Source organism: Ferribacterium limneticum (assembly GCF_020510585.1).
GTDB lineage: Bacteria > Pseudomonadota > Gammaproteobacteria > Burkholderiales > Rhodocyclaceae > Azonexus.
The window spans coordinates 992,501-1,019,189 of the sequence record NZ_CP075190.1 but is presented as its reverse complement, the minus strand read 5'-3'; the positions used below and the strand labels follow the sequence as shown (position 1 = coordinate 1,019,189).

The 26,689-nt window shown below is 61.5% G+C and carries 26 protein-coding genes (1 of these 26 only partly in view); 5 read left to right on the top strand and 21 right to left on the bottom strand.

The annotated features are described in order from the left end of the window. Positions 1 to 8: 8 nt before the first annotated feature. Positions 9 to 1,202: an MFS transporter gene (locus KI613_RS04855; RefSeq protein WP_226404072.1), complete on the bottom strand. Its 1,194-nt coding sequence runs from the start codon at positions 1,200 to 1,202 to the stop codon at positions 9 to 11. Between KI613_RS04855 and KI613_RS04850 the strand changes: the two genes are divergently transcribed. Together KI613_RS04850 and KI613_RS04845 are read left to right on the top strand one after the other, a co-directional pair. Next, positions 1,201 to 1,452, top strand: a complete 252-nt coding sequence (locus KI613_RS04850; RefSeq protein WP_226404071.1) for a hypothetical protein — start codon at positions 1,201 to 1,203, stop codon at positions 1,450 to 1,452. The genes KI613_RS04855 and KI613_RS04850 overlap by 2 nt on opposite strands. Further along, complete coding sequence (locus tag KI613_RS04845; protein ID WP_226404070.1) at positions 1,452 to 2,675, top strand: ABC transporter substrate-binding protein; 1,224 nt, start codon at positions 1,452 to 1,454, stop codon at positions 2,673 to 2,675. The genes KI613_RS04850 and KI613_RS04845 overlap by 1 nt, the downstream gene beginning before the upstream one ends. A 239-nt stretch (positions 2,676 to 2,914) precedes the next feature. On the opposite strand, the gene KI613_RS04840 is transcribed toward KI613_RS04845, so the two are convergent. The 3 genes from KI613_RS04840 to KI613_RS04830 all read right to left on the bottom strand — a co-directional run bounded on the left by KI613_RS04840 (position 2,915) and on the right by KI613_RS04830 (position 6,923). Further along, positions 2,915 to 4,621: a bifunctional protein-serine/threonine kinase/phosphatase gene (locus KI613_RS04840; RefSeq protein WP_226404069.1), complete on the bottom strand. Its 1,707-nt coding sequence runs from the start codon at positions 4,619 to 4,621 to the stop codon at positions 2,915 to 2,917. 268 nt (positions 4,622 to 4,889) lie between these two features. Next, the gene (locus KI613_RS04835) at positions 4,890 to 5,690 is read right to left on the bottom strand and encodes a type IV pili methyl-accepting chemotaxis transducer N-terminal domain-containing protein (protein ID WP_226404068.1); all 801 of its coding nucleotides are present in this window, start codon (positions 5,688 to 5,690) and stop codon (positions 4,890 to 4,892) included. An 18-nt stretch (positions 5,691 to 5,708) separates the two neighbouring features. Next, on the bottom strand, positions 5,709 to 6,923 hold the full coding sequence (locus tag KI613_RS04830) for a nitrate/nitrite transporter (protein ID WP_226404067.1): 1,215 nt from the start codon (positions 6,921 to 6,923) through the stop codon (positions 5,709 to 5,711). 169 nt (positions 6,924 to 7,092) lie between these two features. On the opposite strand from KI613_RS04830, the gene KI613_RS04825 reads away from it, so the two are divergent. Genes KI613_RS04825 through KI613_RS04815 form a run of 3 tightly spaced genes read left to right on the top strand, consistent with a single transcriptional unit; the run spans position 7,093 to position 8,631 of the window. Beyond that, entirely contained in the window at positions 7,093 to 7,719 is a 627-nt protein-coding gene (locus KI613_RS04825; protein ID WP_226404066.1) for a hypothetical protein, read from the top strand. 37 nt (positions 7,720 to 7,756) lie between these two features. Then, on the top strand, positions 7,757 to 8,416 hold the full coding sequence (locus KI613_RS04820; protein WP_226404065.1) for a hypothetical protein: 660 nt from the start codon (positions 7,757 to 7,759) through the stop codon (positions 8,414 to 8,416). Next, positions 8,413 to 8,631, top strand: a complete 219-nt coding sequence (locus KI613_RS04815; RefSeq protein WP_226404064.1) for a hypothetical protein — start codon at positions 8,413 to 8,415, stop codon at positions 8,629 to 8,631. The genes KI613_RS04820 and KI613_RS04815 overlap by 4 nt, the downstream gene beginning before the upstream one ends. Here KI613_RS04815 and KI613_RS04810 read toward each other — a convergent pair. The 17 genes from KI613_RS04810 to dnaX all read right to left on the bottom strand — a co-directional run. Then, complete coding sequence (locus KI613_RS04810) at positions 8,603 to 9,460, bottom strand: DUF6920 family protein (RefSeq protein ID WP_226404063.1); 858 nt, start codon at positions 9,458 to 9,460, stop codon at positions 8,603 to 8,605. The genes KI613_RS04815 and KI613_RS04810 overlap by 29 nt on opposite strands. A 12-nt stretch (positions 9,461 to 9,472) precedes the next feature. Further along, positions 9,473 to 10,570: an Acg family FMN-binding oxidoreductase gene (locus tag KI613_RS04805; protein ID WP_226404062.1), complete on the bottom strand. Its 1,098-nt coding sequence runs from the start codon at positions 10,568 to 10,570 to the stop codon at positions 9,473 to 9,475. A gap of 172 nt (positions 10,571 to 10,742) precedes the next feature. Further along, positions 10,743 to 11,174: a hypothetical protein gene (locus tag KI613_RS04800; RefSeq protein ID WP_226404061.1), complete on the bottom strand. Its 432-nt coding sequence runs from the start codon at positions 11,172 to 11,174 to the stop codon at positions 10,743 to 10,745. Between the two features lie 154 nt (positions 11,175 to 11,328). Then, entirely contained in the window at positions 11,329 to 13,059 is a 1,731-nt protein-coding gene (locus tag KI613_RS04795) for a bifunctional protein-serine/threonine kinase/phosphatase (RefSeq protein WP_226404060.1), read from the bottom strand. Positions 13,060 to 13,126: 67 nt separating this feature from the next. Next, the gene (locus KI613_RS04790; RefSeq protein WP_226404059.1) at positions 13,127 to 13,939 is read right to left on the bottom strand and encodes a formate/nitrite transporter family protein; all 813 of its coding nucleotides are present in this window, start codon (positions 13,937 to 13,939) and stop codon (positions 13,127 to 13,129) included. A gap of 130 nt (positions 13,940 to 14,069) precedes the next feature. Then, entirely contained in the window at positions 14,070 to 14,381 is a 312-nt protein-coding gene (nirD, locus tag KI613_RS04785) for a nitrite reductase small subunit NirD (RefSeq protein WP_226404058.1), read from the bottom strand. Positions 14,382 to 14,398: 17 nt separating this feature from the next. Beyond that, the gene (gene nirB / locus KI613_RS04780; RefSeq protein WP_226404057.1) at positions 14,399 to 16,855 is read right to left on the bottom strand and encodes a nitrite reductase large subunit NirB; all 2,457 of its coding nucleotides are present in this window, start codon (positions 16,853 to 16,855) and stop codon (positions 14,399 to 14,401) included. 227 nt (positions 16,856 to 17,082) lie between these two features. Continuing rightward, complete coding sequence (gene ybiB / locus KI613_RS04775) at positions 17,083 to 18,072, bottom strand: DNA-binding protein YbiB (protein WP_226404056.1); 990 nt, start codon at positions 18,070 to 18,072, stop codon at positions 17,083 to 17,085. A gap of 18 nt (positions 18,073 to 18,090) precedes the next feature. Beyond that, positions 18,091 to 20,814, bottom strand: a complete 2,724-nt coding sequence (locus KI613_RS04770; protein WP_226404055.1) for a nitrate reductase — start codon at positions 20,812 to 20,814, stop codon at positions 18,091 to 18,093. 127 nt (positions 20,815 to 20,941) lie between these two features. Further along, entirely contained in the window at positions 20,942 to 21,376 is a 435-nt protein-coding gene (locus KI613_RS04765) for a ClpXP protease specificity-enhancing factor (protein ID WP_226404054.1), read from the bottom strand. Between the two features lie 2 nt (positions 21,377 to 21,378). Further along, positions 21,379 to 21,975: a glutathione S-transferase N-terminal domain-containing protein gene (locus KI613_RS04760; protein WP_011286577.1), complete on the bottom strand. Its 597-nt coding sequence runs from the start codon at positions 21,973 to 21,975 to the stop codon at positions 21,379 to 21,381. A gap of 83 nt (positions 21,976 to 22,058) precedes the next feature. After that, positions 22,059 to 22,778 carry a cytochrome c1 gene (locus tag KI613_RS04755; RefSeq protein ID WP_226404053.1) on the bottom strand — a complete coding sequence of 240 codons (720 nt, stop codon included), beginning with the start codon at positions 22,776 to 22,778 and terminating at the stop codon, positions 22,059 to 22,061. 13 nt (positions 22,779 to 22,791) lie between these two features. After that, positions 22,792 to 24,093, bottom strand: a complete 1,302-nt coding sequence (locus KI613_RS04750) for a cytochrome b (protein WP_404826983.1) — start codon at positions 24,091 to 24,093, stop codon at positions 22,792 to 22,794. A 2-nt stretch (positions 24,094 to 24,095) separates the two neighbouring features. After that, entirely contained in the window at positions 24,096 to 24,692 is a 597-nt protein-coding gene (petA, locus tag KI613_RS04745) for a ubiquinol-cytochrome c reductase iron-sulfur subunit (RefSeq protein ID WP_226404052.1), read from the bottom strand. An 84-nt stretch (positions 24,693 to 24,776) separates the two neighbouring features. Then, positions 24,777 to 25,376: a recombination mediator RecR gene (recR, locus tag KI613_RS04740; RefSeq protein ID WP_226404051.1), complete on the bottom strand. Its 600-nt coding sequence runs from the start codon at positions 25,374 to 25,376 to the stop codon at positions 24,777 to 24,779. 3 nt (positions 25,377 to 25,379) lie between these two features. Then, entirely contained in the window at positions 25,380 to 25,703 is a 324-nt protein-coding gene (locus KI613_RS04735) for a YbaB/EbfC family nucleoid-associated protein (protein ID WP_226404050.1), read from the bottom strand. Between the two features lie 12 nt (positions 25,704 to 25,715). After that, a protein-coding gene (dnaX, locus tag KI613_RS04730; RefSeq protein ID WP_226404049.1) for a DNA polymerase III subunit gamma/tau crosses the window boundary here: on the bottom strand, positions 25,716 to 26,689 show its 3' portion. Its footprint extends 634 nt past the window's final position; only the last 974 of its 1,608 coding nucleotides appear in the window; its start codon lies beyond the right edge, outside the window; the stop codon is at positions 25,716 to 25,718.

The window sequence follows — 26,689 nt, the reverse complement described above, 5'->3', positions numbered from 1 at the left end:
TCTCCAGGCTACGCCGGCTTTTTGCGCCAGGCCAGCAAGAGCAAGGTCAGCAGGCAGAAGGCGGCCCCGGCGTAAAAGGTGAAGGCTGCGCCGACGATATCCCACAGCAAGCCGGCGCAGACGCTGGCCAGCAACATCGCCACACCACTGGTCAGATTGAAAAAGCCGAAGGCAGTTCCGCGCAAATCGGCCGGCGCCGTATCGGCCACCATGGTCGCCAGCAGGCCCTGGGTCATCCCGAGGTGAATACCCCACAGCGCCACGCCGCCGAGCACGGCAGTCCAGTGCGCACTGCTCGCCAGCACGAGGTCGGCGGCGATCAGCACGAGCAGGCCGATGGCCAACAGTCTGGTGTGGCTGACGCGGTCCGACAGCCGGCCGAACGGGTAGGCCGACAGCGAATAAACGATGTTCATGGCGACCATGACCAGCGGGATCAGCGCCAGCACCATGCCGCCCTGCTGGGCGCGCAGCACCAGAAAGGCTTCGCTGAAGCGGGCCAGCGTAAACAGTCCGCCAACCGCCACCACCCACCAGTAGGGAGAGCCGAGGCGCAGCAGGTTGGCCCGGCTGATCGGATTGCGCCGCGCCGTGTGTGCCGGGCGAGCCGGCTCGTGCACGCCGAAGACCAGCACGGCGACGGCGAGCAGACCGGGAATGACCGCCACCCAGAACACCGCCCGAAAATCGTTATCCCACAGCAACATCAGCCCGACCGCCGGCAGCGGCCCGACAAAGGCACCGACCGTATCGAGCGACTGGCGCAGGCCAAACGCCGCACCGCGCAATTCCGGCGGCGCGATGTCGGCAACCAGCGCATCGCGCGGCGCCCCGCGGATGCCCTTGCCGATACGATCCGCCAGGCGGGCGGCGAAGACGAGGCCGGTACTCGAGGCCAGCGCAAACACCGGCTTGCTCAGCGCCCCGAGCGCATAGCCAAATACCGCCAGCCCCTTGCGCCTGCCCAGGTAATCGCTGAGCGCCCCGGAAAACACCTTGACGATCAGCGCCGTCGCCTCGGCCAGCCCTTCGATGACGCCGACCACCAGCGCACTGGCCCCCAGCGTGCCGACCATGAACAACGGCAGCAGGCTGTGGATCATCTCGGACGAAATATCCATGAGCAGGCTGACGAAGCCAAGCATCCAGATGCCGCGCGGCATCTTTGGCGGAATTGGCAGACTGCACTTGGGGTCGCTCATGGCTGCTGTGGCGTGGAAGGAAGATGGAAATGCCAGCTTAAGCGAAGCCCTGCCCGGCGGCCACCCTTTCAATTTTGGGCAAATTTTCCAGTTGACCGCAGAACTCGACTTCGGCGCATGGCTAGGGAAAACACCAATGAGGGAAACCCGGATTGACGGCCTGGTCTACATCGACAAAATCGGAGCCTGCCTGCGCCATGGCGCGGGTTTGGAGGAGTTCGGATGCAACAGCCAACCGAGGGAGACATAATGCAAAAATTCAGAAACTTGTATGCAATTTTGGGGATCGCCTTGTGGTCCGTGGGTGGTCCGCTATGGGCCGAGCCGCAAAGTATCAAGATCGGCGTGATCGGCCCGCTCAGCGCAAAGTCGTCGGAGGACATGGGGCTGAGCATTGTCGGTGGGGCCAGGGTGTTTCTTTCGGACATCAACACGACGGGCGGGATCATGGGACGGCCGATCGAACTGGTCATCCGTGACGACCAAGCCAAGCCTGAGGTCGGTGTAGCCATTGCCCGGGAACTGGTGGAAAAGGAGAAGGTGGTCGCCGTCGTCGGCTTTGCCAATACCGGAGTCGCCTTGCCGTCGGCCAAGGTGCTGCAGGAGGCGAGAATTCCGCTGATCGTCAGCGGGTCGACCGGCGCAACAGTCATCCGGACATTCATGCCACCGGCCTATCCGGTCAGTTACGTGTTCCGCACCTCGGCAAGCGACGAACTGCAGCCGGTCGTCATCCTCGACGATGTGATCGACCGGCGAAAACTGGGCCGAATCGCGCTATTGCACGATGAGTCGCCCTATGGCCAGTTCGGCCGGCAAAGCGTGCTGGCCGAACTGGAACGGCGCAAGCTCAAACCGGTCGCCGTCGCGAGCTTCAAGGTCGGCGAGACGGATATGCGAGCGCAGCTGCAGCAAGTCAAGGACAGTGGCGCCGACGTCATCGTCATGTACTGCCTGGGGACCGACGCTGCGACGCTGGTCAAAAGTGCCGAGAAAATTAACCTGAAATTGCCGATGGTCGGCCCGTGGACCTTGTCGCAAAAAACTTTTATCGACCAGGCAGGAAAGAGCGCCGAAGGGGCGCGGACATCGGTGACTTTCATCGAGAGCGAACTGAGTTCGGTCAAGAACCAGTTCTCGCTCAATTACCGAAAGATCAACAAAGTCAGCCGAATTCCGTCGGCAGTGGCCGCGGCCCAGACCTACGACGCGCTGCGCCTGATCTCGCTGGCCATCTTCCAGGCCAACTCGACGGAAGGGCCGCAGATTCAGGCGGCGCTCGAAAATTTGCAATACCAGACCACCTCGACCGTCGTCTCGCGCTACACCAGGCCTTTCACCAAAACCGACCATGAGGCGGTCACCGGGAACATGGTCATCATGGGCGAGATTCGCAATGGACAGGTCGCCTACGCCTACAAGGAAGATGCCAGCAGCTCAGTGATAATGCGGACGAAATCCCCTGCCAGATAAGGCGTAACGCCGGATCAAACAGGAGCAGATTCCTGGGCACCGACAGGGAATAAGCACGGGGGCGAATCCGCCAAGACTCGGCGCCGCCCCAATTCCCGGCACCCCTCATTTCGTTTTTGGGCTTTTTTTCCGGTTGACCGTAAGAAACATTGCCACGATGCCGCAGCAAAGCTCGCCGGCAGCCTACTCAAGCCGGCCTCAGGCAGGCCCTTCGCTGGCGAGTCCATACGGAGTGCCGACTAGCGCATCAAGATGAGCAACAAAATCAGGTTGACCGCGAGCGATAGCCCCGCGAGGACTTTCCAGAACTGCAGGGGATTGCGCACGATCAGGGGCTGCCGGCTCGGTGCCGCGATCGGCCGGGTAGCGCCGCGCTCGAGCGCCAGGACGAACTCCTCGGCCGTCTCGAATCTATCCTTGGCGTCGCGGGCGACGGCCTTGAGCAGGATGTTTTCGAGCCAGCCGGGAATTTCCGGGCGCCAGCGGGTCGGTCGGGCCGGCTCGCCGAATTTTGGCGTCTGGAAGGGTTCGATTTCGCCGTAGGGATATTTGCGCGTCAGCAGGTGGTAGAGCGTCACGCCGGCGGCGTAGAGGTCGTGGCCGGGCTGCGGCTCGGGGCTGTCGAACAGCTCCGGCGCCATGTAGGACGGCGTACCGGCCTGGCCGATCGGGTCGGCGGCCTTGCGTTCGGCCAGGCTGATGGCGACGCCCAGGTCGAGGACACGCAGCACGCCATCCTGGCCGAGGTGGATGTTGTCGGTCTTGATGTCGCGATGCACGATGTCGAGCCGGTGCAAGGCGCCAATCGCCCTGAGCAGGGCAATGCCGAGCCGGACGACCTCGCCGGCCGGAAAATGCTGGCCGGCATCGAGCCGGGCCTGCAGCGTCGCCCCGGCGTGCCAGGTCATCAGGTAATACAGACAGCTGCGCTGTTCGGCCGGCACGACCTGCGGGAAGAAGGGCGAAACGACGCGCCTGGCCCGCCATTCCTCCATGAGCAGCGCGGCGATGGCGCCCTGGTCGCCCTCCATCGCCGGTTGCAGGGTTTTCAAAACCAGTTGCTGGCCGTTGCGCGGGTTGCGCACGCGATAGAGCAGCGTTTCGCGCGAATCGTGCAGCACCTCTTCGATAATCAGCCCATCGAGTTCATGCCCCACTTTGAGGCGGTGCGGCAGAGGCAGGCTGGCCGCGCTTTCCAGACTATCGCGCAGGCTGGCCGGCGGCAGGCCGAGCACATCGACGACCACAGCCGTCGCATTGTCGTGGCCGCCCTGGGCCAGCGCCAGGCTAGTCAGCGCGGCGGCGGCGGCCTGTGGGTCGGGGTGATCGAGCAACACCTCGGCCATCAGGGCATCGGGCAGGATGCCCCAGACGCCGTCGGAGACGAGCAGGAAACGGTCATTGACCGCCAGTTCGCCATCGGCGAAATCAAGCAGGACGCGCGGGTCGAGGCCGATGGCGCGCGACAGCACGTTGTTGAGTTCCGGATGTTCCCAAGTGTGATCGACCGTCATTTGCTGCAGACGGCCTTCCTGCAGACGGTAGATGCGGCTGTCGCCAATGTGCGCCGTGTAGAAGCGCCGACCGCGCAGGACGAGCACCGACAGCGTCGTCGCCATGCCCGACAGTTCGGCGTTGCGGCTGCCTTCGGCGATGACCCAGCGGTTGAGCGCCGTCGTCACCGTTTCGATGGCACGCGGCACGCCCCAGGTGTCGGGCGTCGCGAAATAATCGGAGAGCAGGCCGCGCACCGTGTATTCGGAAGCTTCGCGACCGCCCTGGTGACCGCCGATGCCGTCGGCGACGGCGGCGATGACGCCCTTGTTTTCGAGCTCCTGCCCTTCCGGCGTGGCGACGCCGCAAAAGTCCTCGTTCCGCTCGCGCGGCCCGGTCAGCGAGGCGTGACCGATGGCCAGTTGCAAACCGTTTTTCGCAGGATTATTCATGCCCGTCATGTTACGCCCGAGGCGGGCATAATCCTTGAAACCTCGGTTGGACGTGGTTGCTGGTGCGTCTGGGCGGAATGGCCGGCGCGAAGCAACGACGCGGCAGGCTCATGCCTGCAAGGAGGAGCGACAAAGCCGGACGCCCGACCAGATGCGCCAGCGGCCACGTAGCGCTTTCACCCATTGGGTGAATCACACCGAAGCCACACATGTCTGTATCAATGCAGCCGGACAAAGAGGGATAAGCGGTCAACTGAGGCTTCAAGGATCAACCACGCACCAGGTTCTCGTAGCGGCCGGTCAGACTGTCCATGATTTCGAGAATCCGCTCGCTGGTCGTCGCCACGTTGCGGGCGGCGATTTCCCGGATCGATTCCCGACCGTTCAGCGCCTGCTCGAAAAAGAGCCACTGGGTGTTGGCCAGTTCCAGTTCGGTGCGAATGGCCGCATTGTTCTCCGGCGCCGCATTCAGTTCGGCCAGCGCCGCGACGAATTCACGCCGCGCCGTGTCGCGCTCGGCACGCAGAGCGTTCGAATCAAGGCCGGACTGCTCGAACAGGAAACACTTGGCCATGCGCTGCGACAGCATGCGTTGGCGCCCGGAAATATTGACCAGGTGGCCGGCGCTGTTGGCCGCGTGTTTTTCGTAGAGGACGGTCAAGGCATGGGCGGCGCGCAGGGTATTTTCCGACTCGGCCAGCACCAGCCGGGCATTTTCCGGCGAACGTGGTCGGGACAACACCTCGCGATAGAGCCGCCAGGTGGTATCCAGCCCGACCAGCGCGGCCTGGATACCCTCCGTCGGCGCCAGTGTCTTCAGTTCGGTCAGCTGCGCCTCGAACAGGCGACGCGAGCTATCGAGCAGGGGCCCGGCGCGCTCCGGCATCACCCCGGCCGCTTGCATCGCGTAGGCCTTGGCCATGCGCTGCGACAACATGCGCTGGCGACCGGCCTTGTTGATCGCCGCGCCGACGCCCAGTCCGCCGGTCGGCTTGGCCTCGTTCAGGGCAAACGCCGGGGAGGCCAGCAGCCCCCCGGCGGCGCAGATCAGAAACGTTCTTCTCTTCATGGCTGAGGTCGGCAGCGATCAGATCTTGGCCGCGGTCAGGTGGCTGGCGCCCCAGGTGGTCCGCCAGCGGGTCTTGACGCTGGTCAGGCCGACCAGCGCGAAGATGGCCAGGCTGGCAAAAATGAGGAAGCCGGCCTGGTAAGTCCCGGTCAGTTGCTTCGAGTAGCCCAGGCTGGAGGCCAGGTAGAAGCCGCCGACACCACCGGCCATGCCGACCAGCCCGGTCATCACCCCGATTTCCTTGCGGAAACGCTGGGGCACGAGCTGGAACACGGCGCCGTTGCCCATGCCAAGGGCGAGCATGGCACCGACGAAGGCGGCCAGCGCCATCCACGCTTCGGGCAGGCCGAAGCTGACGATGGCCAGGAAGATGGCGGCGAAGACATACATCACCGACAGCGATTTGACGCCGCCGATGCGGTCAGCCACGTTGCCGCCGATCGGCCGCACCAGCGAACCGGCGAAGACGCAGCCGGCGGTGAAGAAACCGGCCATCTTGGGGTCGAGGCCGTACTGGGTGTTGAAGTAGATGACCAGCGACGAGGCCAGGCCGACGAAGCCGCCGAAGGTCACCGAGTAGAAGAACATGAACCACCAGGCATCCTTGTCCTTGAGAACCTTGAGGTATTCGGCAAAAGTCTTGGGCGGCGGCGCATCCGGCGCATCCTTGGCCATGAAGATGAAGACAATCAGGACGAGCACGAGCGGAATGAGCACGACGCCGAAAACGTTGGTCCACCCGAAAGCGGCCGCCAGACCGGGGGCGAACAGCGCCGCCAGCGCCGTGCCCGAGTTGCCGGCTCCGGCAATGCCCATCGCCGTGCCCTGATGCTCGGCCGGATACCAGCGCGAGGCGAGCGGCAAGGCGGCGGCGAAGGAAGCGCCGGCAACACCGAGGAAGAGGCCGAGAATCAGCACTTCGGCGTAGGAATGCACGCCGACCTGCCAGGCATAGGCCATGGCGGCGATCACGATGACCTGACCGATGATCGCTGCCTTCTTGGGCGACAGGCGATCAACCAGAATGCCCATGATGATGCGCAACAGCGCGCCGGCCAGCACCGGGGTGGCGACCATCATGCCCTTTTCCGCATGCGACAGGCCGAGATCCTTGGCAATGCCGACGCCGAGCGGGCCGAGAATGACCCAGACCATGAAAGCGAGATCGAAGTAGAGAAAAGCCGCGAGCAGCGTCGGCGTATGACCGGCCTGCAGGAATGATTTCTTGTCCATTTTGGATAATTTTCCGGGTTGACCGTGGGAACGGTCGTTGAGGGAGGATGGCTTGCTTCAGCGCATGGCGTCATCGCCATCAGCCCACCCTCGTTGGCGGAAAATCGCTGTGATGGTCTTGCTTTGCAAGCGGCGTGCCAAGACAATAAGCCACTGATTTATTGAGGGCATGGACAAAACCGTGCAGGACATCCGCACCAAAATAGCGCGCGCATCTCCATTCAGTGCAGCATTTTGGGGTGAAGTCGGTGATGGATACCGAGTATGCTTTCAAGCGAATCCCGATCCCCGACACGCCTTCCCGATGCGCTTCCCGCCGCCCATTCCCGTCACTGCGCTGACGACCGAGAACCTTCGGCAGTTCGCGGTCTGGCGCTACCTGCACGACGACGAGGGGGGCGAAGGCACCGACGAGTCGTTCGTCACCCCCGCCGACGAGCTGCCGCCTGTTGGTAGTCATGGCAGCTTCGTCGTCGCCGCCACCTACCTGCTGCATGGCGGCGATGCGTTCCCCGGCGCGGTTCAACTCGACCAGCTGGGCGCGAAACGGCTGTTCACGCCCATCCTCATCCACGTCGCCGGCAAATGCCTGGACCCGCTGGCGACGGACATTGCTGCACGCCTTTCGCGACTACAAAAAACGCCAAGCGGCTCGCCTGTGCGATGGACGCTCGACGTCACCCTGCCCGGCGACCAAGCCCCGGCGTCCGGACGAATTTTCAGATCCAGGGCGCTCCGGGCACTCGCTCTGCTGGCGCAACTCGTGTCGCTTTTCTTCACCCCGCGCCGCCGATGAATACTGACGTTCCCCTCATCCGAAAGAGTTCCCGGCCATGATGCGCAAAATTCACCGCGCCGCCCTCGCCGCCCAGCTCAAGCCCCTGCTCGCGGCGCTGGAGCCGGCCTTCCTGCCGGCCAAGGCCGATGTCGCCAAGACACTCGCCACGGAACGTCGCTTCACCTTCTGCGCCGACTATCCGGCCGGCAAGGCATTCCTGCTGTTTTACCCCGCCGCGACCGCCAGCGACGATTTCTTCACCGTCGAAGTCGCCTGGATAGCCGCCCCCGTCACGACCGAAGCACTGAACGCTCCGGCGCTTCAGATGGCCGTCCTGAGCCCGTGGCGGGACTGCACCCGTGAAGACATGGCCCGCCGGCCGGAGTGGCGGCTGCGCATTGACGATCTCTGGACAGACTCGCCGCCGCAGCACCACGGTTCGTTTCAATTCTCCACGGCCGCCGCGCGCTACTGCGCGCAGATGTTCGCCCTGCACCAGATTCCGACCCAGCAAGCCAGGGAAGACCGCGCGTTTGCCCTGCTGCAGGAATGCGTGGCGGAAGAAAAGGCGTTGACCGACGAACAGGCAGCGGAAGAGCTATCGCCGGCGGTCTGCCTCTGCCATGACGCCATCGTTTCGGCGGCCCTGCCTTATTTCCGCCAGGCAAGCGACAGCCTGAGCATCATGGACAAGCCCCCGACAGGCACCCAATGACGCTGCGCGACAAACTGCTTGCCAGCTTTCACGCCCTTGCCACCGGCACGCTGCGCCTTGATCCGGAAAGCGCCGGGGCCTTCTCGACCCACGTCGCCAATGCCAGCGAAGGCCTGCATGTCATTGGCCAACTGTGCACGGCGCCCGCCCTTCAATCCGCGTCTCTGTGCCTCTGCGTCGAGGTTTTCAGGTTTGTTCATAGCTCAACGCGGTGAGCGTACCGCGGAAATACGGCTTGCGCCCGTCGGGCCGCAGCCATGCCACTTCGCCCGTGTTCGGCACGCGCATTCCGTCGCGCGTCCGGTAATCCGAGAAGCTTCCTTCCCAAGGGGCCATGACCATTTCCTTGCCCACCATGCTGCCCCTCGCTTCGGCACGGAACGAGTCGATCAGGCCCTCGTCATTGAACCTGAACAGCAGGGTCAGCGTGAGCGGGCCATCCGCCATGGTGGCCTTGGCCGAACGCGCGTCGACCGCCGCCCAGCGCACGCCCTGGCTGGGCAGCAGGGCGGTCGGATACCACACGGCTTCAGCGAAGAAACGCATGAACTCGCCGCGGGCAATCTCGCCCTCACCGCTCAGATCGGCCACCTTGAACAAGCCTAGGATCGCCGCGCGCAGCAGGCCCTGGCCGGCGATGTAGCTGTCCACCACGCGCACCGTCAATCCCGGCAGCATCGCTATCCGGGCGTCCCAGACGAAGCCGGGGCGACGGATGATGACGTGTTGCCGCGAGGTAAACGCTTTCCATTGCTCGCCCGTCGCCGACAGGTTGAAGGTACCCGTCATGTCGAAGCTGACGGCGGTGACGATCGGCTGACCAGTCGTCAGCACGGCGTGAAAGTAACGCTGCACCGGTGCCGGCAGGCCTTCGAGCTCAGCTGCGTCGTAGCGCGTGGCGGTCGTCGGCATCCGGCCGTCTTCAAGGCGAGCGAGGAGCCAGCGCGTCGAATCCGCCCAGCGCACCGCACCATAGGCGCTCAGGCCAATGGCTAAAGCGGCGATACTGCCGAAGGCAAGGCCAAGCCACAGCACTGATGTCATTCTTTCTCCGAATCAGACCAGCACAGCCTCAACCGGCCGTCGCATGGACATGGGCATGCTCGGTCCGCGGCCGAAGCGCACAACCAGATCAGGCCGCCGGTCGCCGAGGCCAATGGCAGCGGCAAACTGTGGCCGGAGCGCGGCGACCTCGACCGGTTGATTGAGCAACGCATTGCGAATGCCCAGCGCCGTCGCCTGCAAGGCGAAGCGCTCGTAGCAGCGGCCGGTTTCCACCCAATGCGCCTTGTCGCTGACCTCCGAAACGAACACGGCGATGCCGGCCGAGTTGCGAATTTGCCGGGCGTAGCGCTCGTTCTCGGATTTTGCCGTGAAGAACAGCCCCATCATCGGGCTGCCCAGCCAGCGCGGCACGGCCGGGTTGCCCGTGGCGCCTGCGAACAGGCCATCGCCAGTCCGGATCGCTTCGTCATTGCTGAAGCGAATCCACATTTTCAGCTCCGCGATGAAAGCCGGATCATCTATTTGCGCCGTGTTGGCGGCTAGCACATAGTCGAGAACCGTCTCCATCACCGACCGTTCCGTCAGCAGCAACAGGCGCACCCCATTGCCGCTGCCGGCCTGTTCAAGCAGGCGAAGCTCCGCGGTGGACAGCGGCCGGCCATCGTAGTCGCCGCGGGTGCACTGCCGCTCGGCAATCGCCTGAAACAGCGGTGAGACATGGGCCTTGGTCGCCTCCAGCCGCACCGCAACCGCGCCATCCCCGGCCGGATCGAAGCTGGCGCCGGCCTGCAGCCCGTTGGCCAACGCAGCCTGCGCCAGGTTTTCGCTGGCACAGCCCAGCGAAACGAACAGATGATGGTCATCCGGATCAACCGCTGGGCAGCGCCGCGAGAGGTCCGGGGCGATGGTGATCAAGCCTTCCTGAACACGAAACTTCCAGCACTGGGTGTTGTGGCTCGACGGCGCCAGCGTGGCATGGCGCACCAGTTCGCCGAGCAGCAGCGCACGGTCGCCGGTGCCCACCGCCCCCGGGCGACGAAGGCGGCGAGCCGCATCCTCAACAGGCGAGCCGGATGAACAGCCCACCAGAAACGGCGCCGCAACCGCCAAAGCACCCGCGCCCACGACAAACTGTCTGCGTCTCAACATGGCATGCCCCGCTCAGTAGGAAGAAACTGCGAATACCGCCAACATATTCTCTACCAACTATCCGCTCTGTTCGATAGCGAACGCTGGCGGCGGCATTTCATTTTCAGCCCTTTTTTCCGGTTGACCGTAGCAATCTATTTTTAGCCAGCCATGGTGCAATCACCTCGCCTCCTTAGGCCGCGTCAGGGCGGATAACGGTCTCGGGCGGGGCGTGCTGAATCTGATATTCGACCATGCGGATCGCCGTCAGGATGTCGGTCTTGCGTTGGGCGCAGACGTACTTGTCGGCTTCGGAAAGCACCGTCCGCAGACGCCGCTTCTCGGTATCGCCAAAGACCTGGCCATTGGCGATGGCCAGCAGCAGGTTCTGAATGCCGCTGTAGAAATTGATCGAGCGGCGATCCTTGTTGATGTAGGCCAGCGCCAGGGCAACGTTGAATACGCCGGCGACCGAAGCGACATGCAAGTTGTTCCATTCGCCAGTCGCCAGCAGGTGCGACAGATGAAGATGCGGAATCAGCATGATGTGCACTTCTTCCGGCTCGCTGATCCCGTAGTCGGCACCGAGAAGACGATTTATTTTGCGATGACCTGACAAAGACATTTGATTCACCAGTTCCTTCAATTAGCTGGATGACAACTCGTCGGCCAGCGATGTTCAGCAATGGGGCGGCCGACCGAAATCGGGCCGCCATTTTGATTTTTGCCCTTTTTTCCGGTTGACCGCAGGACGCGCTTTCTGACTGCCGGCAGGCCCGTCAGTGAAAGCGAACGGCGCTCACCATGAGCAGCACCAGCATCAGCACGAAAGAAACGCTCTTCCAGAAGATCACCGGGTTGCGCTCGATGAGCGGCGGTTTGGTCTTGTTGAGGAATTCGTTATTCGGGTGATGGAGGTCGTAGATGAATTCGGAAAGCTCTTCGTAGCGATCAAAGGGGTTCGGTTCGACGGCTTTGCGGATGGCGTCGTCTATCCAGGCCGGGATTTCGCGTTCTTCGTTGAGGACGGTTTGATAGGCGAGCTTTTTCTGCGCCGCCCTGGTCCGCGATTTGGCGACTTCGACGCCGTAGGGCAGCTTGCCGGAGAGCATCTGGTAGGCGATGACGCCGAGCGAGAAGATGTCGGAACGCGACGAGCCGTTTTCGCCGAGAAAGTATTCCGGCGCGGCGTAGGCGGCTGAACCGAGCAGATTGATCTGCTCGATGGGCGTGGCGATTTCCATGACGCCAGCGACCCTTGTCGCACCGAAGTCGATGATTTTCACGGTGCCGGTGCCGTCGATCATGATGTTGTCCGGCTTCAGATCCTGATGCACCATTTCGAGGCGGTGGAAGGCCTGCAGGCCCTTGGCGATCTGTTCGACGATGCCGCGCACGGCCGGCAGTTCGGGCTTGGGGTTGTCGATCATCCACTGGGCCAGGGTCTGGCCTTCGATGTATTCGGTGACGACGTAGATGTAGTGACGCTGGCGCGTTGGCGAGCACGGCTTGAGCACATGCGGGCTGTTGATGCGCTTGGCGATCCACTCTTCCATCAGGAAGCGTTCTAAATAGGCCGGATTGGCCTGCAGGTCGACCGATGGCGTCTTGATGACGACGCGCTCGCCGGTTTCACCATCGACCGCCAGATAGATGTGGCTGCGGGCGCTGCCCTTGATTTCGCGGACGATCCGGTAGCCGTCGAAATCCATCCGCGCATCGAGTGCCGGCGGGAAGGGCAGTTCGGAGAGCTGCCGGAACATTTCGTTCGATTCCGGCGTCGGCAGCTCGTCGATACGGACGATCTGGAGCGTCAGGTTGTCGCCGCTGCCGCGCTTCAAGGCCTCTTCGACAATGGCCTGGGCCGCCTGATCGAGATTGCCGGCGCAGCCTTCGATAGCTGCCGCGACACAGGCGGCATCGGTGAATTCATAGACGCCATCAGTCGCCAGCAACAGGAGTTCGCCCTCCTCCAGCGGCAGCGCCTGGTAATCGACTTCGACCTTGCGGTCCATGCCGAGCGCCCGCGCCAGATAGCTTTGCACCGACGAGACGCGGACGCGATGATCCTCGGTCAGCTGCTCAAGCGCCGCGCCGCGCAGGCGGTAGATCCGCGCATCGCCAACATGGAACAGGTGGGCCGTCCGCGACTTGATGATGATGCCGCTGAAGGTACAGACATAGCCACGCTCCCGGTCGTAACGGTGATGGCTTTGCTGGGTCTGCGAATGCAGCCAGGTGTTGGTGGCGGCCAGCACGTGCTCGGCCGAGGTTTTGACCGACCAGGCGTCGGAGGTGCAGTAATAATCGTCAAGAAAGGCAGTGACGGCGGCCTGCGCCGCCTCCTGGCTGACATCGCTGCTACTGATGCCGTCGGCCAGAGCGATGGCGATGCCCTTGCTGCCGAGTTGCGGCTCCCTGGGAACGAGCACGCCATGGAAATCCTGGTTGATTTCCTTGCGGCCCTTATCGGAATACTGCCCGACGGTGATTTTTAGTTGGTGGCTCATGAGGTCAGGGAAGACAAAAAAGCCCCTGTCCCGCGCGGGCAGGGGCTTCGACTGTATATCAACCGGATCAGGCGGCGTTACGCTTCGGTGCGGTGCGCACGTGGGTGGAGTAGAGCGTCAGGCCGACGAAGGCGATGCCGCCGACCAGATTGCCGAGCACGGTCGGGATCTCGTTCCAGACCATGTAGTCGTAGATCGAGAAGTTGCCACCGAGCATCAGGCCGGACGGAAACAGGAACATATTGACGATGGAGTGCTCGAAGCCCATGTAGAAGAAGACCATGATCGGCATCCACATGGTGACGACCTTGCCGGTCACGTTGGTACAGACCATGGCGCCGACGACGCCGGTGGACACCATCCAGTTGCACAGCACGCCGCGCAGGAACAGGGTCAGCATGCCGGCGGCGCCGTGCGCGGCATAGCCGACGGTGCGGCCTTCGCCGATGGTGCCGATTTTCTGGGCCACGGCATTGGGCGCTTCGGTAAAACCGAAGGTCCAGATGATCGCCATGATGATCGCCACGGTCAGGGCGCCGGCGAAGTTGCCGACGAAGACCAGCCCCCAGTTGCGCAGGATGCCGCCGATCGTGACGCCCGGACGCTTGTCGATCAGGGCCAGCGGGCAGAGCGTGAAGACGCCGGTCAGCAGGTCAAAGCCGAGGAGATAAAGCAGAATGAAGCCGACCGGGAACAGCATCGCGCCGACCAGTGGCTGCCCGGTCTGAACGTTGACGGTGATGGCAAACGCTGCGGCCAGCGCCAGGATGGCACCGGCCATGTAGGCCCGGATCAGCGTATCGCGCGTGGACATGAATATTTTCGATTCGCCGGCGTCGATCATTTTGGTGACGAATTCGGTCGGAGCCAGATAGGCCATGGATTTTCCTTTTTTGGATTTGGTTTGGAATGAAAGCTCCCCGGCCCGCTCTCAAGACCGGGGAAGCAGAACCCCGACGACGGGGTTGGCGGGCTGCCGACGCTGTCAGCCCGAATAGTGCACAGGCCGCTCAGGCGGCCATGAAGACTTCGCCGTTCTCGACCTTGACTTCGAACTTCTTGCAGCCGCCGACATCCGGCGCGACGGCCTGGCCGTCTTCGAGGCCGATGTTCCAGCCGTGCAGCGGACAGGTCACGCGCTTGCCGTGCACGATGCCTTGCGACAACGGGCCGCCCTTGTGCGGGCATTTGTCGTGCAGGGCAAAGACGTCATCGTCGGAGGTACGGAAGACGGCGATCTTGCCGCGCTCTTCCCAATGGACGACGCGCGAGCCGAGTTGCGGGATGTCTTCCAGTTTGCAGATCAGTTTCCAGTTGCTCATTTTTTTGTCCTCGGTTTTCAGGCTTCGACCATGATGGGGATGAATTGCTTGACGGGGCCTTCTTCGCGCGAGGTCGCCCACGGATCCTTGGCGTCCTTCAGGGCGTCGAGCAGCGCGGCGTAGAGCGCCTTGCGGCCTTCTTCATCCTCGACGATCTTGCCTTTCACGTAGTCCATGCCGACGCGTTCCAGCCAGTGGCAGGTACGCTCGAGGTACCAGCCTTCGAGGCGGTAAAGCTGGAGGAAGGCGCCGGAATATTCCATGACCTCTTCGTCGGATTTCACCTTGCACAGGAACTGGGCGACTTCGGTCTTGATACCGCCGTTGCCACCGATGTAGAGCTCGTAGCCGGAATCGACGCCAATCACGCCGACGTCCTTGATGCCGGCTTCGGCGCAGTTGCGCGGGCAGCCGGAGACGGCGAGCTTGACCTTGTGCGGGGCGTACATGTCGAACAGCATTTTTTCGAGCTTGACGCCCATCGACATGGCCAGTTGCGTGCCGAAACGACAGTGCTCCATGCCGACGCAGGTTTTGACGGTGCGGATCGACTTGCCGTAGGCGTGGCCGGAGACCATGCCGGCGGCGTTGAGATCGGCCCAGATGCCAGGCAGGTCTTCCTTCTTGATGCCGAGCAAGTCGATACGCTGGCCGCCGGTGACTTTCACGGTCGGCACGTTGTACTTTTCAGCCGCATCGGCGATGGCGCGCAACTCCTTGGGGTTGGTCAGGCCGCCCCACATGCGTGGCACGACCGAATAGGTGCCGTCTTTCTGGATGTTGGCGTGGGCCCGCTCGTTGATGAAGCGTGATTGCGGATCGTCCTTGGCTTCGTGCGGCCAGGTCGAGATCAGGTAGTAGTTAATGGCCGGGCGGCACTTGTCGCAACCGTTCGGCGTCGTCCAGCCGAGTTCGGCAAAAACGGTTTCCTTGGTCGTCAGGTGCTCTTCGAGGATCAGTTTGCGAACCTTGTCGTGCGAGTGCTCGGTACAGCCGCACATCGGCTTCTTGTCGGAAGCGGCCGGGGTGTAAGCGCCGCCGATGGTCGAAGCGAGAATCTGTTCGACGAGGCCGGCACAGGAACCGCAGGACGACGCTGCCTTGGTGTGCTTCTTGACCTCATCGAGCGTGAACAATCCCTTGGCCTTGATGGCCTGGACGATGACTCCCTTGGTGATGCCGTTGCAGCCGCAAACCTCGGCGCTGTCGGCCATCTCGGCCGCCTTGCTCTTGCCGGCATGACCGACGTCGCCGACCAGCGACTGGCCGAAGATCAGCGAGTCGCGGATGTCGTGGATGTCGCGGCCGTCCTTGAGCAGCTGGAAGTACCATGGGCCATCGGCCGTGTCGCCGTACATTACGCCGCCGACCAGCTTGTTGTCCTTGATGACCAGCTTCTTGTACACGCCGCCATGCGGGTCGTTGAGCAGGATTTCCTCGGTGCCCTCGCCGCCCATGTAGTTGCCGGCCGAGAACAGGTCGATGCCGGTGACCTTGAGCTTGGTCGACGTCACCGAGCCAGTGTAGCGGCCGATACCGTAGCCGGCCAGATGGTTGGCCGCAACCTTGGCCTGCTCGAAGAGCGGGGCGACCAGGCCGTAGGCAATGCCGCGGTGGGTGACGCACTCGCCGACGGCGTAGACCTTCGGGTCGTAGGTCTGCATCGTGTCGTTCACCACGATGCCGCGGTTGCAGTAGATGCCGGAGGATTCAGCCAGCGAATAGTTGGGGCGGATGCCGGCGGCCATGACGACGAGGTCGGCCGGAATCTGCATGCCGTCCTTGAAGCGGATCGCGGCGACGCGGCCGGATTCGCCCTGAATCAGTGCCTCGGTCTGCTTTTGCAGCAGGAACTTGAGGCCCTTGTCTTCGAGCGATTTCTGCAGCATCTTGCCGGCGACTTCGTCGAGCTGACGCTCAAGCAGCCACGGGCCGAGGTGCACGACGGTGACGTCCATGCCACGCAGCTTGAGGCCGTTGGCCGCTTCGAGGCCGAGCAGGCCGCCGCCGATGACCACCGCGTGCTTGTGCAGCTTGGCGGCTTCGATCATCTCGTCTGTATCCTTGATGTCGCGGTAACCGATGACGCCGGGCAGGTCGTTGCCGGGAATCGGCAGCATGAAAGGCGTCGAGCCGGTAGCGATGAGCAGGCGGTCGTATTCCTCTTCCGTGCCGTCGTCGGCGATGACCTTGCGCTTGACGCGGTCGATGGTCTTGATCTGCTTGCCGGTGTGCAGCTTGATGTTGTTTTCCTTGTACCACTCGAGTTCGTTGAGGACGATCTCGGAAATGGTCATTTCACCGGCGAGAACCGGGGAAAGCAGGATGCGGTTGTAGTTCGGGTGCGGCTCGGCGCCGAAGATCGTGATGTCGTAATGATCCGGCTTGATCTTCAGCAGTTCTTCGACGGTGCGGACACCGGCCATGCCGTTGCCGATCAGGACGAGACGAGGTTTGACAGCGGTTGTGCTCATGGTTGACTCCAACGTTGCGCGCACCCGAGGGTGCAAAATTTACTTCAGCGCATGACGTCGTTGCCATCGAACCGCCGACGTTGGCGGTTGATTCGCTGTACCTGCAGAGCACTTGCAATCAGTGTGCCAGCTGATCAGGCTTTTGATTTTTAGGCTTTTTTTCCGGTTGACCGTGGGAATCACGCACCAAGGCGGGGCAAGCGGTTCCAGCGCGGTGCAGATTCAGTTCAGTTGCCGCCGATAATCAGGCCGGTGGCTTCAACGGCGACGATGGCCTTGGCCTGGTTGAAATCCTCGGCGTAACCACTGGCGTAGAGCAGACAGGCCAGCTGGTTGGCAATCGGCTTGGGCAGCGGCGCCTGCTTGTCGAGAATGCGCCGGATCCATTTCGCCGTGCTCACCGCATCATTGGCCTCAGGCAGATTGGGCAAGGCGCGCAGGCTCTCGTGCTCGGCCTCGAACAGGGTATCGACCCCGCCGTCGTGGATGAACTCAAGACGCGGCCGGCGTTTCGGATTGGCAAAGGGCTCGCCCTCGGTGCCGCGCAGCAGCAGCGCACGGTCGCCACGGACGAGCAGGATTTCGCGCATCAGATCGACAAATTCGGGATGCGTCGCCGGCGCCACCAGGACGGCATCGCCGTGGAAGGGGTTGATCAGCTTGACCAAGCTGTGCGCGCTGTTGCGCACGCCAAGGCGGCTGCGCAGACCGAGCAGGTTGTGGATGCCCGGGCACAGCGCGTTGAGCGGCAGGAAGGCCAGGCCTTTCTCTTCGAGGGCGATCTGGGCCTGCGTCGTCGAGGCGACGGGCATGATGCCCAGCTCGCGGAAGATGTAGGCGCTGGTCACCCGGCCAAACCCCTCCAACAGGCCATGCACCACGACTGGCACACCAAATCGCTGGAGCAGCAGGGCGAGCAGCGGCGTCAGGTTGGCCTCCTTGCGCGCCCCGTTGTAGGTCGGCAGGGCGACTGGCCGAACGCGGCCGTGCGGCATGTCGAGACGGTGGGTGCGCTCGGCGGTGGCGTCCATGAAACCGAGCATTTCGTCGAGCGACTCGCCCTTGACGCGCAGGCCAAGGATGATCGCGCCCATTTCGAGATCCGGCACGCCGCCGTCGAGCATCGCCGCGTAAATCTGCTGCGCATCGTCGCGCGGTAGATCACGCGCGCCCTCGGCGCCGCGTCCGATCTCCTTGATGAATTGTGCGTAGCTCAATGTCTCCTCCGGTTGCGGTCAGGCCGCAGCTGCGATGCTGGGGGGATGTTCTGCCACCATGCGCTTGATATCGGGCACACAGGAACCGCAGAACGTTCCGCATTTCAGGCTCTTCTGGAGTTGCGGCAGGTCAGCCCCTTTCTCCAGCTCTTGGTGAATTTGCACGTCGCTGACATCGGCGCATTTGCAGACGATGTTGCGCGCCACCATGGTCACCGGCGGCTTGGCCGAAGGCGCCAGAGCAAAACGAATCAGGCTGACATCGAGTTCATCCTCGGCCATCGCCTGCCTCAGCCACGCCAGGGCCTGCGTCTCGCCGGCCAGCCGGACGCCGAGCAGGCGACCCTGCTGGGCGATGGCCTTCTTGCTGATACGGCGCGTCGGGTCCGCATAGAGAATGGCACCCTCCTCGCCATCCAGGCCGAAGAGGCGATCCAGCGCAAAGATTTCGGCATCGGCCGCCGGCCCGGCACTGGCGCCGCGGAAGACAACCAGCGGCGTCGTCCGGCCGTACAGGCCGACGTTGGCATACGGAAAATCAGCCAGCGCGCTGCGGGCGCGCTGGAGTAACGCCAGCGCTTCGGACTGGCTGGCGCAGCGGCGGACCACGGCGAGCGGGTAGGACAGCTCGGCCTTCACGATCTGGACGGCCGCATGCTTGAGTTCCGGCTGTTGCGAATAGGGATCGATGGCGTCGCAGGCTAGCGCATTGGCGCCCGGCGTGTTGATGAACTGGTTGCCCCAGTGCATCGGCATCCAGGCCCGCCCCTTGGCCAGACCGGGGCGTTCGCCGACGCGGACGAGCATCTCGCCACGACCGTTGGTCACTTTGGCCAGGTCGCCCGATTCCAGGCCACGATGGCGCATGTCGCACGGATGCATGGCGAGCAGCGGCTCGTCTTCAAGGTTGAACAGGCGCGGCACGGTGCCGGTCCGGCTCATGCCGTGCCATTGGTCGCGCATGCGGCCGGAGAGCAGGCTAATCGGCAACTCAGGCGTCGTGGCTTCAGCTGTGGGTTTGTGTTCGATGGCGACAAAGCGCGCCTTGCCGTCCGCCGTCGGGAAACGACCGTCTTCGTAAAGGCGGACCTTGCCGGCGCTGGCTCCTTCCGGATACGGCCACTGCTGCGGCCCCTGCGATTCGAGCAAGGCGTAGGACAAGCCGGTGATGTCGAGATCGCGACCACGCGTGCTTTCGCGATGCTCGTTGAAGATGGACTCGGCATCGGCGTAGGGGAACAGGCGCTCGGCATCGGTACGGCCCAGCTTGTCGCCCAGACGACGCGCGAAATCGACGACGATTTCCCAGTCGTGGCGCGCCTCACCGGGCGCCTGAAGCGCCGACTGCACGCGCGTGATGCAACGCTCGGAATTGGTCACCGTGCCATGCTTCTCGCCCCAGCCACTGGCCGGCAGCAGCAAGTCGGCGTAATCGGCGGTGTCGGTGTTGCCATAGGTTTCCTGCAACACGACGTATTCGGCGGCCAGCAATGCCTCACGGACGGCCGCCTGATTCGGCAGCGACTGCGCCGGATTGGTGCAGGCGATCCACACCGCCTTGATTTCGCCGGTTTTCAGGGCCTGGAACAGGTTGACCGCCGACTTGCCCGGCTTGGCCGGCACGTCCGGGACGCCCCACAAGCGTGCCACCTCGGCGCGATGTTCCGGATTGGCCAGGTCACGGTGGGCCGACAGCAGGTTGGACAAGCCGCCCACCTCGCGTCCGCCCATCGCATTCGGCTGCCCGGTCAGCGAGAACGGCCCGGCCCCCGGCTTGCCGATCTGGCCGGTTGCCAGGTGCAGGTGAATGATGCCGGCATTGTTGTGCGTACCGTGGGCCGATTGATTCAGCCCCTGACAGTAGAGCGACAGCGAGGCTTTGCTGGCACCGAACCAACGGGCCGCCTGGACGACAGCATCGGCCGGAATGCCACAGACTTCAGCAACTTTTTCCGGCGAGTAATTTTTGACAATATCGGCCAGCGCAGCGAAACCGCTGGTGTGCGCCTCGACATAGGCCTCGTCGACCAGGCCTTCGTTGATCAGCACATGCAGCATGCCGTTGAACAACGCGATGTCGCTGCCCGGCTTGAGTGGCAAATGGAGGTCGGCAATCTCGGCACTCTCCGTGCGCCGCGGGTCGGCGACGATGATCTTGAGATCAGGGTTGGCCGCCTTGGCATCTTCGATGTAGCGAAAAATGATCGGGTGAGCAATGGCCGGATTGGCGCCGGTGATGAAAATCACCTTGGCCTCGAGGATGTCGGCGTAACTGCACGGCGGCGCATCGGCGCCCAGCGTCTGCTTGTAGCCGGCCACGGCCGAGGACATGCAAAGGCGTGAATTGGTATCGACGTTATTGGTGCCGATCAAACCCTTGGCCAGCTTGTTGAAGACGTAGTAGTCCTCGGTCAGCAACTGGCCGGAAATGTAGAAGGCAACCGAATCCGGGCCATGTAGCCGAATGGTGGCGGCAAAACGCTCGGCGGCTTCATCAAGCGCCTGATCCCAACTCAAACGTTGCCCTGCTCCGCCCCGGCTCATGCGTTTTTCGGGAAACTGCAGGCGATACGTTGGATTGACCGTCTGATTCAGGGTCGCGCCCTTGGTGCACAGGCGTCCGCGATTGGCCGGGTGTTCCGGATCACCGCGTAGTCCGGTGATCGTTCCGTCCTCGGTTTCGATAAGCACGCCGCATCCGACGCCACAGTAGCAACAGGTAGACTTAAACTCAGTTCTCATGATTTTCCTTCCGGCTTGGCTTGAGCAACAGCTATGCCACGTTGAAAAATCATGGACTTGCATGAAAAAAGGGGAAACTCCGCTGTGGAATATCCCCTTTTTAGTGCATCAAGTGCGGCCTGCGTCCCTATTTGATGCGCTGCAACCAGGGACGCCCTGCTTCTGGGCGTGGTGGCTCTGGTGGCGGCTCCTCTGGCTCCACAACGGCTTCGCCGGCATCGATGAATTCGGCATCGGCCTGATCTTCGGCACCATCGACCTCAAAGGCCATTCCGGCACCATTTTCCCGGGCGTAAATGGCCGAAACACGCGCGACAGGCACCGACAAATCGCGGGCAACACCGCCAAAACGGGCCTGAAAATCGATGAAATCGTTGCCGATCAGCAATTTCTTGGTCGCATCCGGGCCCAGATTGAGTACGATCTGGCCGTCGCGAACAAATTCACGGGGTACGCGGGTGCGCTCATCGACCTCAACCGCAATGTACGGGGTGAAGCCGTTGTCACAGCACCACTCCCAAATGGCACGGAGCAGGTAGGGCTTGGTAGACGGAAGTTCCATGCCTACTTGCGCATTGCCTTTTCGGACGGCGTCAGTGCGTCGATGAAACCCTGACGGCTGAAAATGCGTTCGGCGTATTTCATCAACGGTGCCGCCGCCTTGCCGAGGTCGATACCGTAGTGGTCCAGACGCCAGAGCAGCGGTGCGATGGCCACGTCGAGCATGGAAAACTCATCGCCCAGCATGAATTTTTGCTTGTTGAAGATCGGCACGATTTCGGTCAGGCGAGCCTTGATTTCCTGGCGTGCCTTGTCAGCAGTCTTGCCGTTCTTTTCAATGACTTCCATGAACGAGAATATCTCCCGTTCCATGCCGACCAGCAACTGGCGGGCACGCGCACGCATGATCGGATCAGCCGGCATCAGTTGCGGATGCGGGAAGCGCTCGTCAATGTATTCGTTAATGATGTTCGGCTCAAACAGAACCAGATCGCGCTCGACCAAAACCGGCACGCGATTGTGCGGATTGATCGCCGCCATTTCTTCCGGCTTGTTGAACATGTCGACGTCGATGACCTGAAAATCCATGCCCTTTTCGAACAGGACAATGCGGCAACGGTGACTAAAGGGGCAAGTGGTGCCCGAGTAGAGGTTCATCATTTGTGGTAACCCTCAAAATGAGATTCGGCATCGGGGGCTGGCCAGAGCCAAACCCGCGATGCCGTTAGCCGATCCGGGAAGGATCAGTGAATGTCTTTCCAGTATTCCTTCTTGAGCGCGTAAGCGACAACAAAGAGAACTGCCAGGAAGGCCAGAACGAACCAGCCCAGAGTACGGCGATATTCCTGCTGCGGCTCGCCCATCCAGACCATAAAACCGACCAGGTCGGAAACCGACTTGTCGAATTCGGCCGGTGCCATCGAGCCCGGGACAGCCAGTTCCAGCTTGTGCGTTTCGTGATTCATCACTTGCTGGCCTTGCAGTCCGTACAGGATATGCGGCATGCCGACGTTCTCGAATACCGTGTTGTTCCAGCCCGTCGGACGGTTCGCGTCACGATAGAAAGAACGCAGGTAGGTGTAGAGCCAGTCCGCGCCTGCACCAGCATTGCCGGCTTCGCCACGGGCCCGGGCAACGATGGTCAGATCCGGCGGCGTAGCGCCAAACCACAGTTTCTGCTCATCGGAACGCGCTGCCACACGCATCAGTTCACCGATCTTATCGGAGGTGAACATCAGGTTTTCCTTGACCTGCTGCTCGGTCAGACCGAGATCCAGCAGATTCTTGTAGCGCATGTAGGAGGCACCGTGACAGTTCATGCAGTAATTGACGAACAGCTTGGCACCATTCTGCAACGCCGCTTTGTCGCTGACCGAACCAGGCCACTTGTCGATATGGACCGTACTGGTGTTAGCAAATGCCAGGATAGGCGCAAAGAGCAAGGCGATAAGGAATTTTTTCATTTTAATCATCCTCTCACTTGAACGTCACACGGTCAGGGACCGGCTTGAACTTATCCATCCGCGACCACCACGGCATAGCGAGGAAGAAACCAAAGTAGAACACCGAACAAACCTGCGATACCATTTCCCCCATCGGCGACGGGGACAGCGTGCCCAGATAGCCAAGAACGAAGAAACAAACGACGAAGATGGTCAGCAGAGTCTTGTAGATCGGACCACGGTAGCGGATCGACTTGACCGGGCTACGATCGAGCCAGGGCAGGAAGGCGAAGATCACGACCGAAGCGCCCATGGCAACCACACCCCAAAACTTGGCATCAAGACCGAAGAGCGGATAGGTAACCGCACGCAGAATCGAGTAGAACGGCGTGAAGTACCAGACCGGCGCGATATGCGGCGGAGTCTTCAACGGGTCAGCCGGGTAGAAGTTCGGCGTTTCCAGGAAGTAACCACCACCTTCCGGTGCCCAGAACATCACCGCCGAGAAAACCATCAGGAAGACCACGACGCCAACGATGTCCTTCACCGTGTAGTACGGGTGGAACGGGATGCCATCACGCGGAATGCCGTTTTCGTCCTTGTTGGCCTTGATTTCGACACCGTCCGGGTTGTTCGAACCGGTTTCGTGCAGGGCCAGGACGTGAGCAGCAACCAGACCGATCAGAACGAGCGGGAAGGCGATCACGTGGAAGGAGAAGAAGCGATTCAGCGTGGCATCGCCAACGACGAAGTCGCCGCGAATGATCAGCGACAGATCACCGCCGATGACCGGAATCGCCGAGAACAGATTGACAATAACCTGGGCGCCCCAATAAGACATCTGGCCCCATGGCAGCAGGTAGCCGAAGAAGGCTTCACCCATCAGGCAAAGGAAAATGCCGACGCCAAACAGCCAGGTCAACTCGCGTGGTTTGCGATATGAACCGTAGAGAAGGCCACGGAACATGTGCATATAGACCACGATGAAGAAGGCCGAAGCACCAGTTGAGTGCATGTAGCGAATCAGCCAGCCACCTGATACATCGCGCATGATGTATTCGACCGAGGCAAACGCGATTGGCACGCCATTGGCGTTCAGCGCTGCATCCGGCTTGTAGTGCATGACCAGGAAGATGCCGGTAACAATCTGGATAACCAGGACCAGCAGCGCCAGAGAACCAAAGAAATACCAGAAGTTAAAGTTCTTCGGGGCGTAGTACTCGGACAGGTGGCCCTTCCACATGGAAGTCGCCGGGAAGCGGGCATCGACCCACTCCAGCGCGTTACCGGCCAGCGAGCCGTCGGACTTGTACTTTTCGAAATTGCCAGCAGCCATTTCTATGCTCCCTTCTTGTCTTCGCCGATCATGATACGGGTATCAGCGAGATACACGTGCGGCGGCACTTCGAGGTTGGTCGGGGCAGGTTTCGACTTGTAAACACGACCGGCAAAGTCGAAGGTCGAACCATGGCAAGGGCACAGGAAGCCCCCCAGCCAGCCATCAGGCATTCCTTCTTCGGTGCCTGCCTTGAACTTCTGGGAAGGCGAGCAACCCAAGTGTGTACAGATACCGACAACAACCATGATTTCGGGCTTGATCGAACGCGTATCGTTCTGTGCATAAGCCGGTTGCTGGTTTTTTTCGGACTTCGGATCAGCAACCGCATCAGCCAGTTTGGGAAGCGTGTCCATCATTTCCTTGGTGCGGTTGATAATCCACACCGGCTTGCCACGCCACTCGACGGTCATCATCTGACCCGGTTCGAGCTTGCTGATATCCACTTCGACCGGTGCGCCTGCAGCCTTGGCGCGTTCGGACGGAAGCAAGCTGGATACGAACGGAACGAGTGCGGCAACCGCGCCCGCCCCGCCCACGGCTGCGGTCGCAACGACCAGACGTCGCCGTCCGCAGTCCATTTTTCCTTGATTGCTCATTACGCTGACCCCTAACGGAATTAGATGGGATAAAAATTAAACGCTAAATTATACGATATCGGACGGTCCGATAAAAGTCGGATATCACCCACCACAGGACTTGCGCTCTCGAAACGCCTGCGCCAAAGTGCCACTATCGACATATTCGAGCTCGCCACCAACCGGTATGCCACGTGCAATCCTGGTCACGCCAACCCCCTTGGGCCCAAGCATGGCCGTGATGTAGTGAGCCGTGGCTTCTCCTTCGTTGGTGTAGTTTGTCGCCAAAATAACCTCTCGAACCACACCGTCGAGCGCCCTGGCCATCAGTCTATCCAAGCCAATATCCTTTGGCCCGACGCCATCAAGCGGGGAAATCTTGCCCATCAATACGTAATACAGCCCCTGATAACTCTGGGTCTGTTCCATCATGTTCATGTCGACTGGCGTTTCGACTACGCACAGCAGGCTCGCATCGCGCCGCGGCGAAGCGCAGCGTTCGCATATTTCCGCTTCGGTAAATGTATTGCAGCGCTGACAATGTCGAATCGACTGCAAAGCATGTTGCACGGCGTCACCCAGATTTTGCGCACCTTTGCGATCACGTTGCAGCAGATGATAGGCCATGCGCTGCGCGGACTTTGGCCCGACACCAGGCAGGCAGCGCAACGCTTCAATCAGCGAATCAAGCCCCGACGGATTCACTAATTAAAAAGGCAGCTTGAAACCAGGTGGCAAATTTAGCCCCGACGTAAAGCCTGACATCTTGTCCTGACTAAGCGCCTCACCTCGGCGAACAGCATCATTCATCGCCGCAGCAATCAGATCCTCGAGCATCTCCCGGTCATCCATCACCGACGGATCAATACTGACTCTGCGCACCTCATGCGCACCAGTCATCACAATCTTGACCATGCCCGCCCCGGCAACCCCTTCGATCTCGGTCTGGGCCAGCTGCTCCTGGGCCTTTTTCATATTTTCCTGCATCGCCTGCGCCTGTTTCATCAGGCCAGCCAAGCCACCCTTCATCATATTCGCTCTCCGTTACGCAATAGGTTTAATGGATGATTCGACAACCGATGCATCGAGAGACTCAATGGCATCGCGTATAAATGTATCCCGAGCGATCGAAGCAACAGCAGAGTCCTGTCGCTCCTGACGTTGACGACCCACAGTCTCCGCCGGTGTATCCGACTCGTTCTGGGCCAACTCAAACCGTACTTTCAGCGTTCGACCAAAATACTCGCTCAAAGCCTGCTGCAGTTTGTCCGGCCCAGGCTTCATCTGTAGGTGCGCTTGCGATGGCGGTAGTCGCAACAAGCACTCTGCTTCGCCCAGCTTTCTCAGCTCACAGTTCTGCGCCAGTTCCCGGGCTAGCCCGGACAACGGGAGCGACGCCACAATCTGATGCCAATCCGCATCTTCGGAAGGCAACTGTCTCACAGACGCTTGCACTGGCTTCGCAAGAATATTTTGCACAGCGCCCTCTGCCCCCTCAGCTATTGGAGGGCGGGTGTTTATCAGTGGCCGGCTCTTTGGCGTCACCGCGACCAACACATCCGCAACAGTGCTTGGACGAAACGTATACAACCTGAGCAAGGTCATCACAAAACCCGCATGCTCATCCGGCCCGGTCGACAGCTCATTTCGGCCAATATTTACGATTTGATAAGCCAACTGCACGAATTCAGGCGAAAACGCTGTTGCCAACGAGAGCAACCTAATCTTGTCAGGGTCGTCATCATCTATCGCAGCCGGAACACACTGAGCCACCTGCAAGCGCGTCAGCAATGAGCCCAACTCCTGCAAAGCCGAAGAAAAAGAAAGACTGCGCACGCCAAGGTCCGCGGCGACCTGTAGCAAAGCCGATGCATCGCCGGCCTGCAGCGCCTCAAGAATACCGAACAGATAATCCTGATCAACAGTTCCCAGCATGCTTCGAACTTGAGCCTCTTCGACCCTCCCCGCACCATGAGCAATTGCCTGATCCAGCAAGGAAAGTGCATCCCTCATACTTC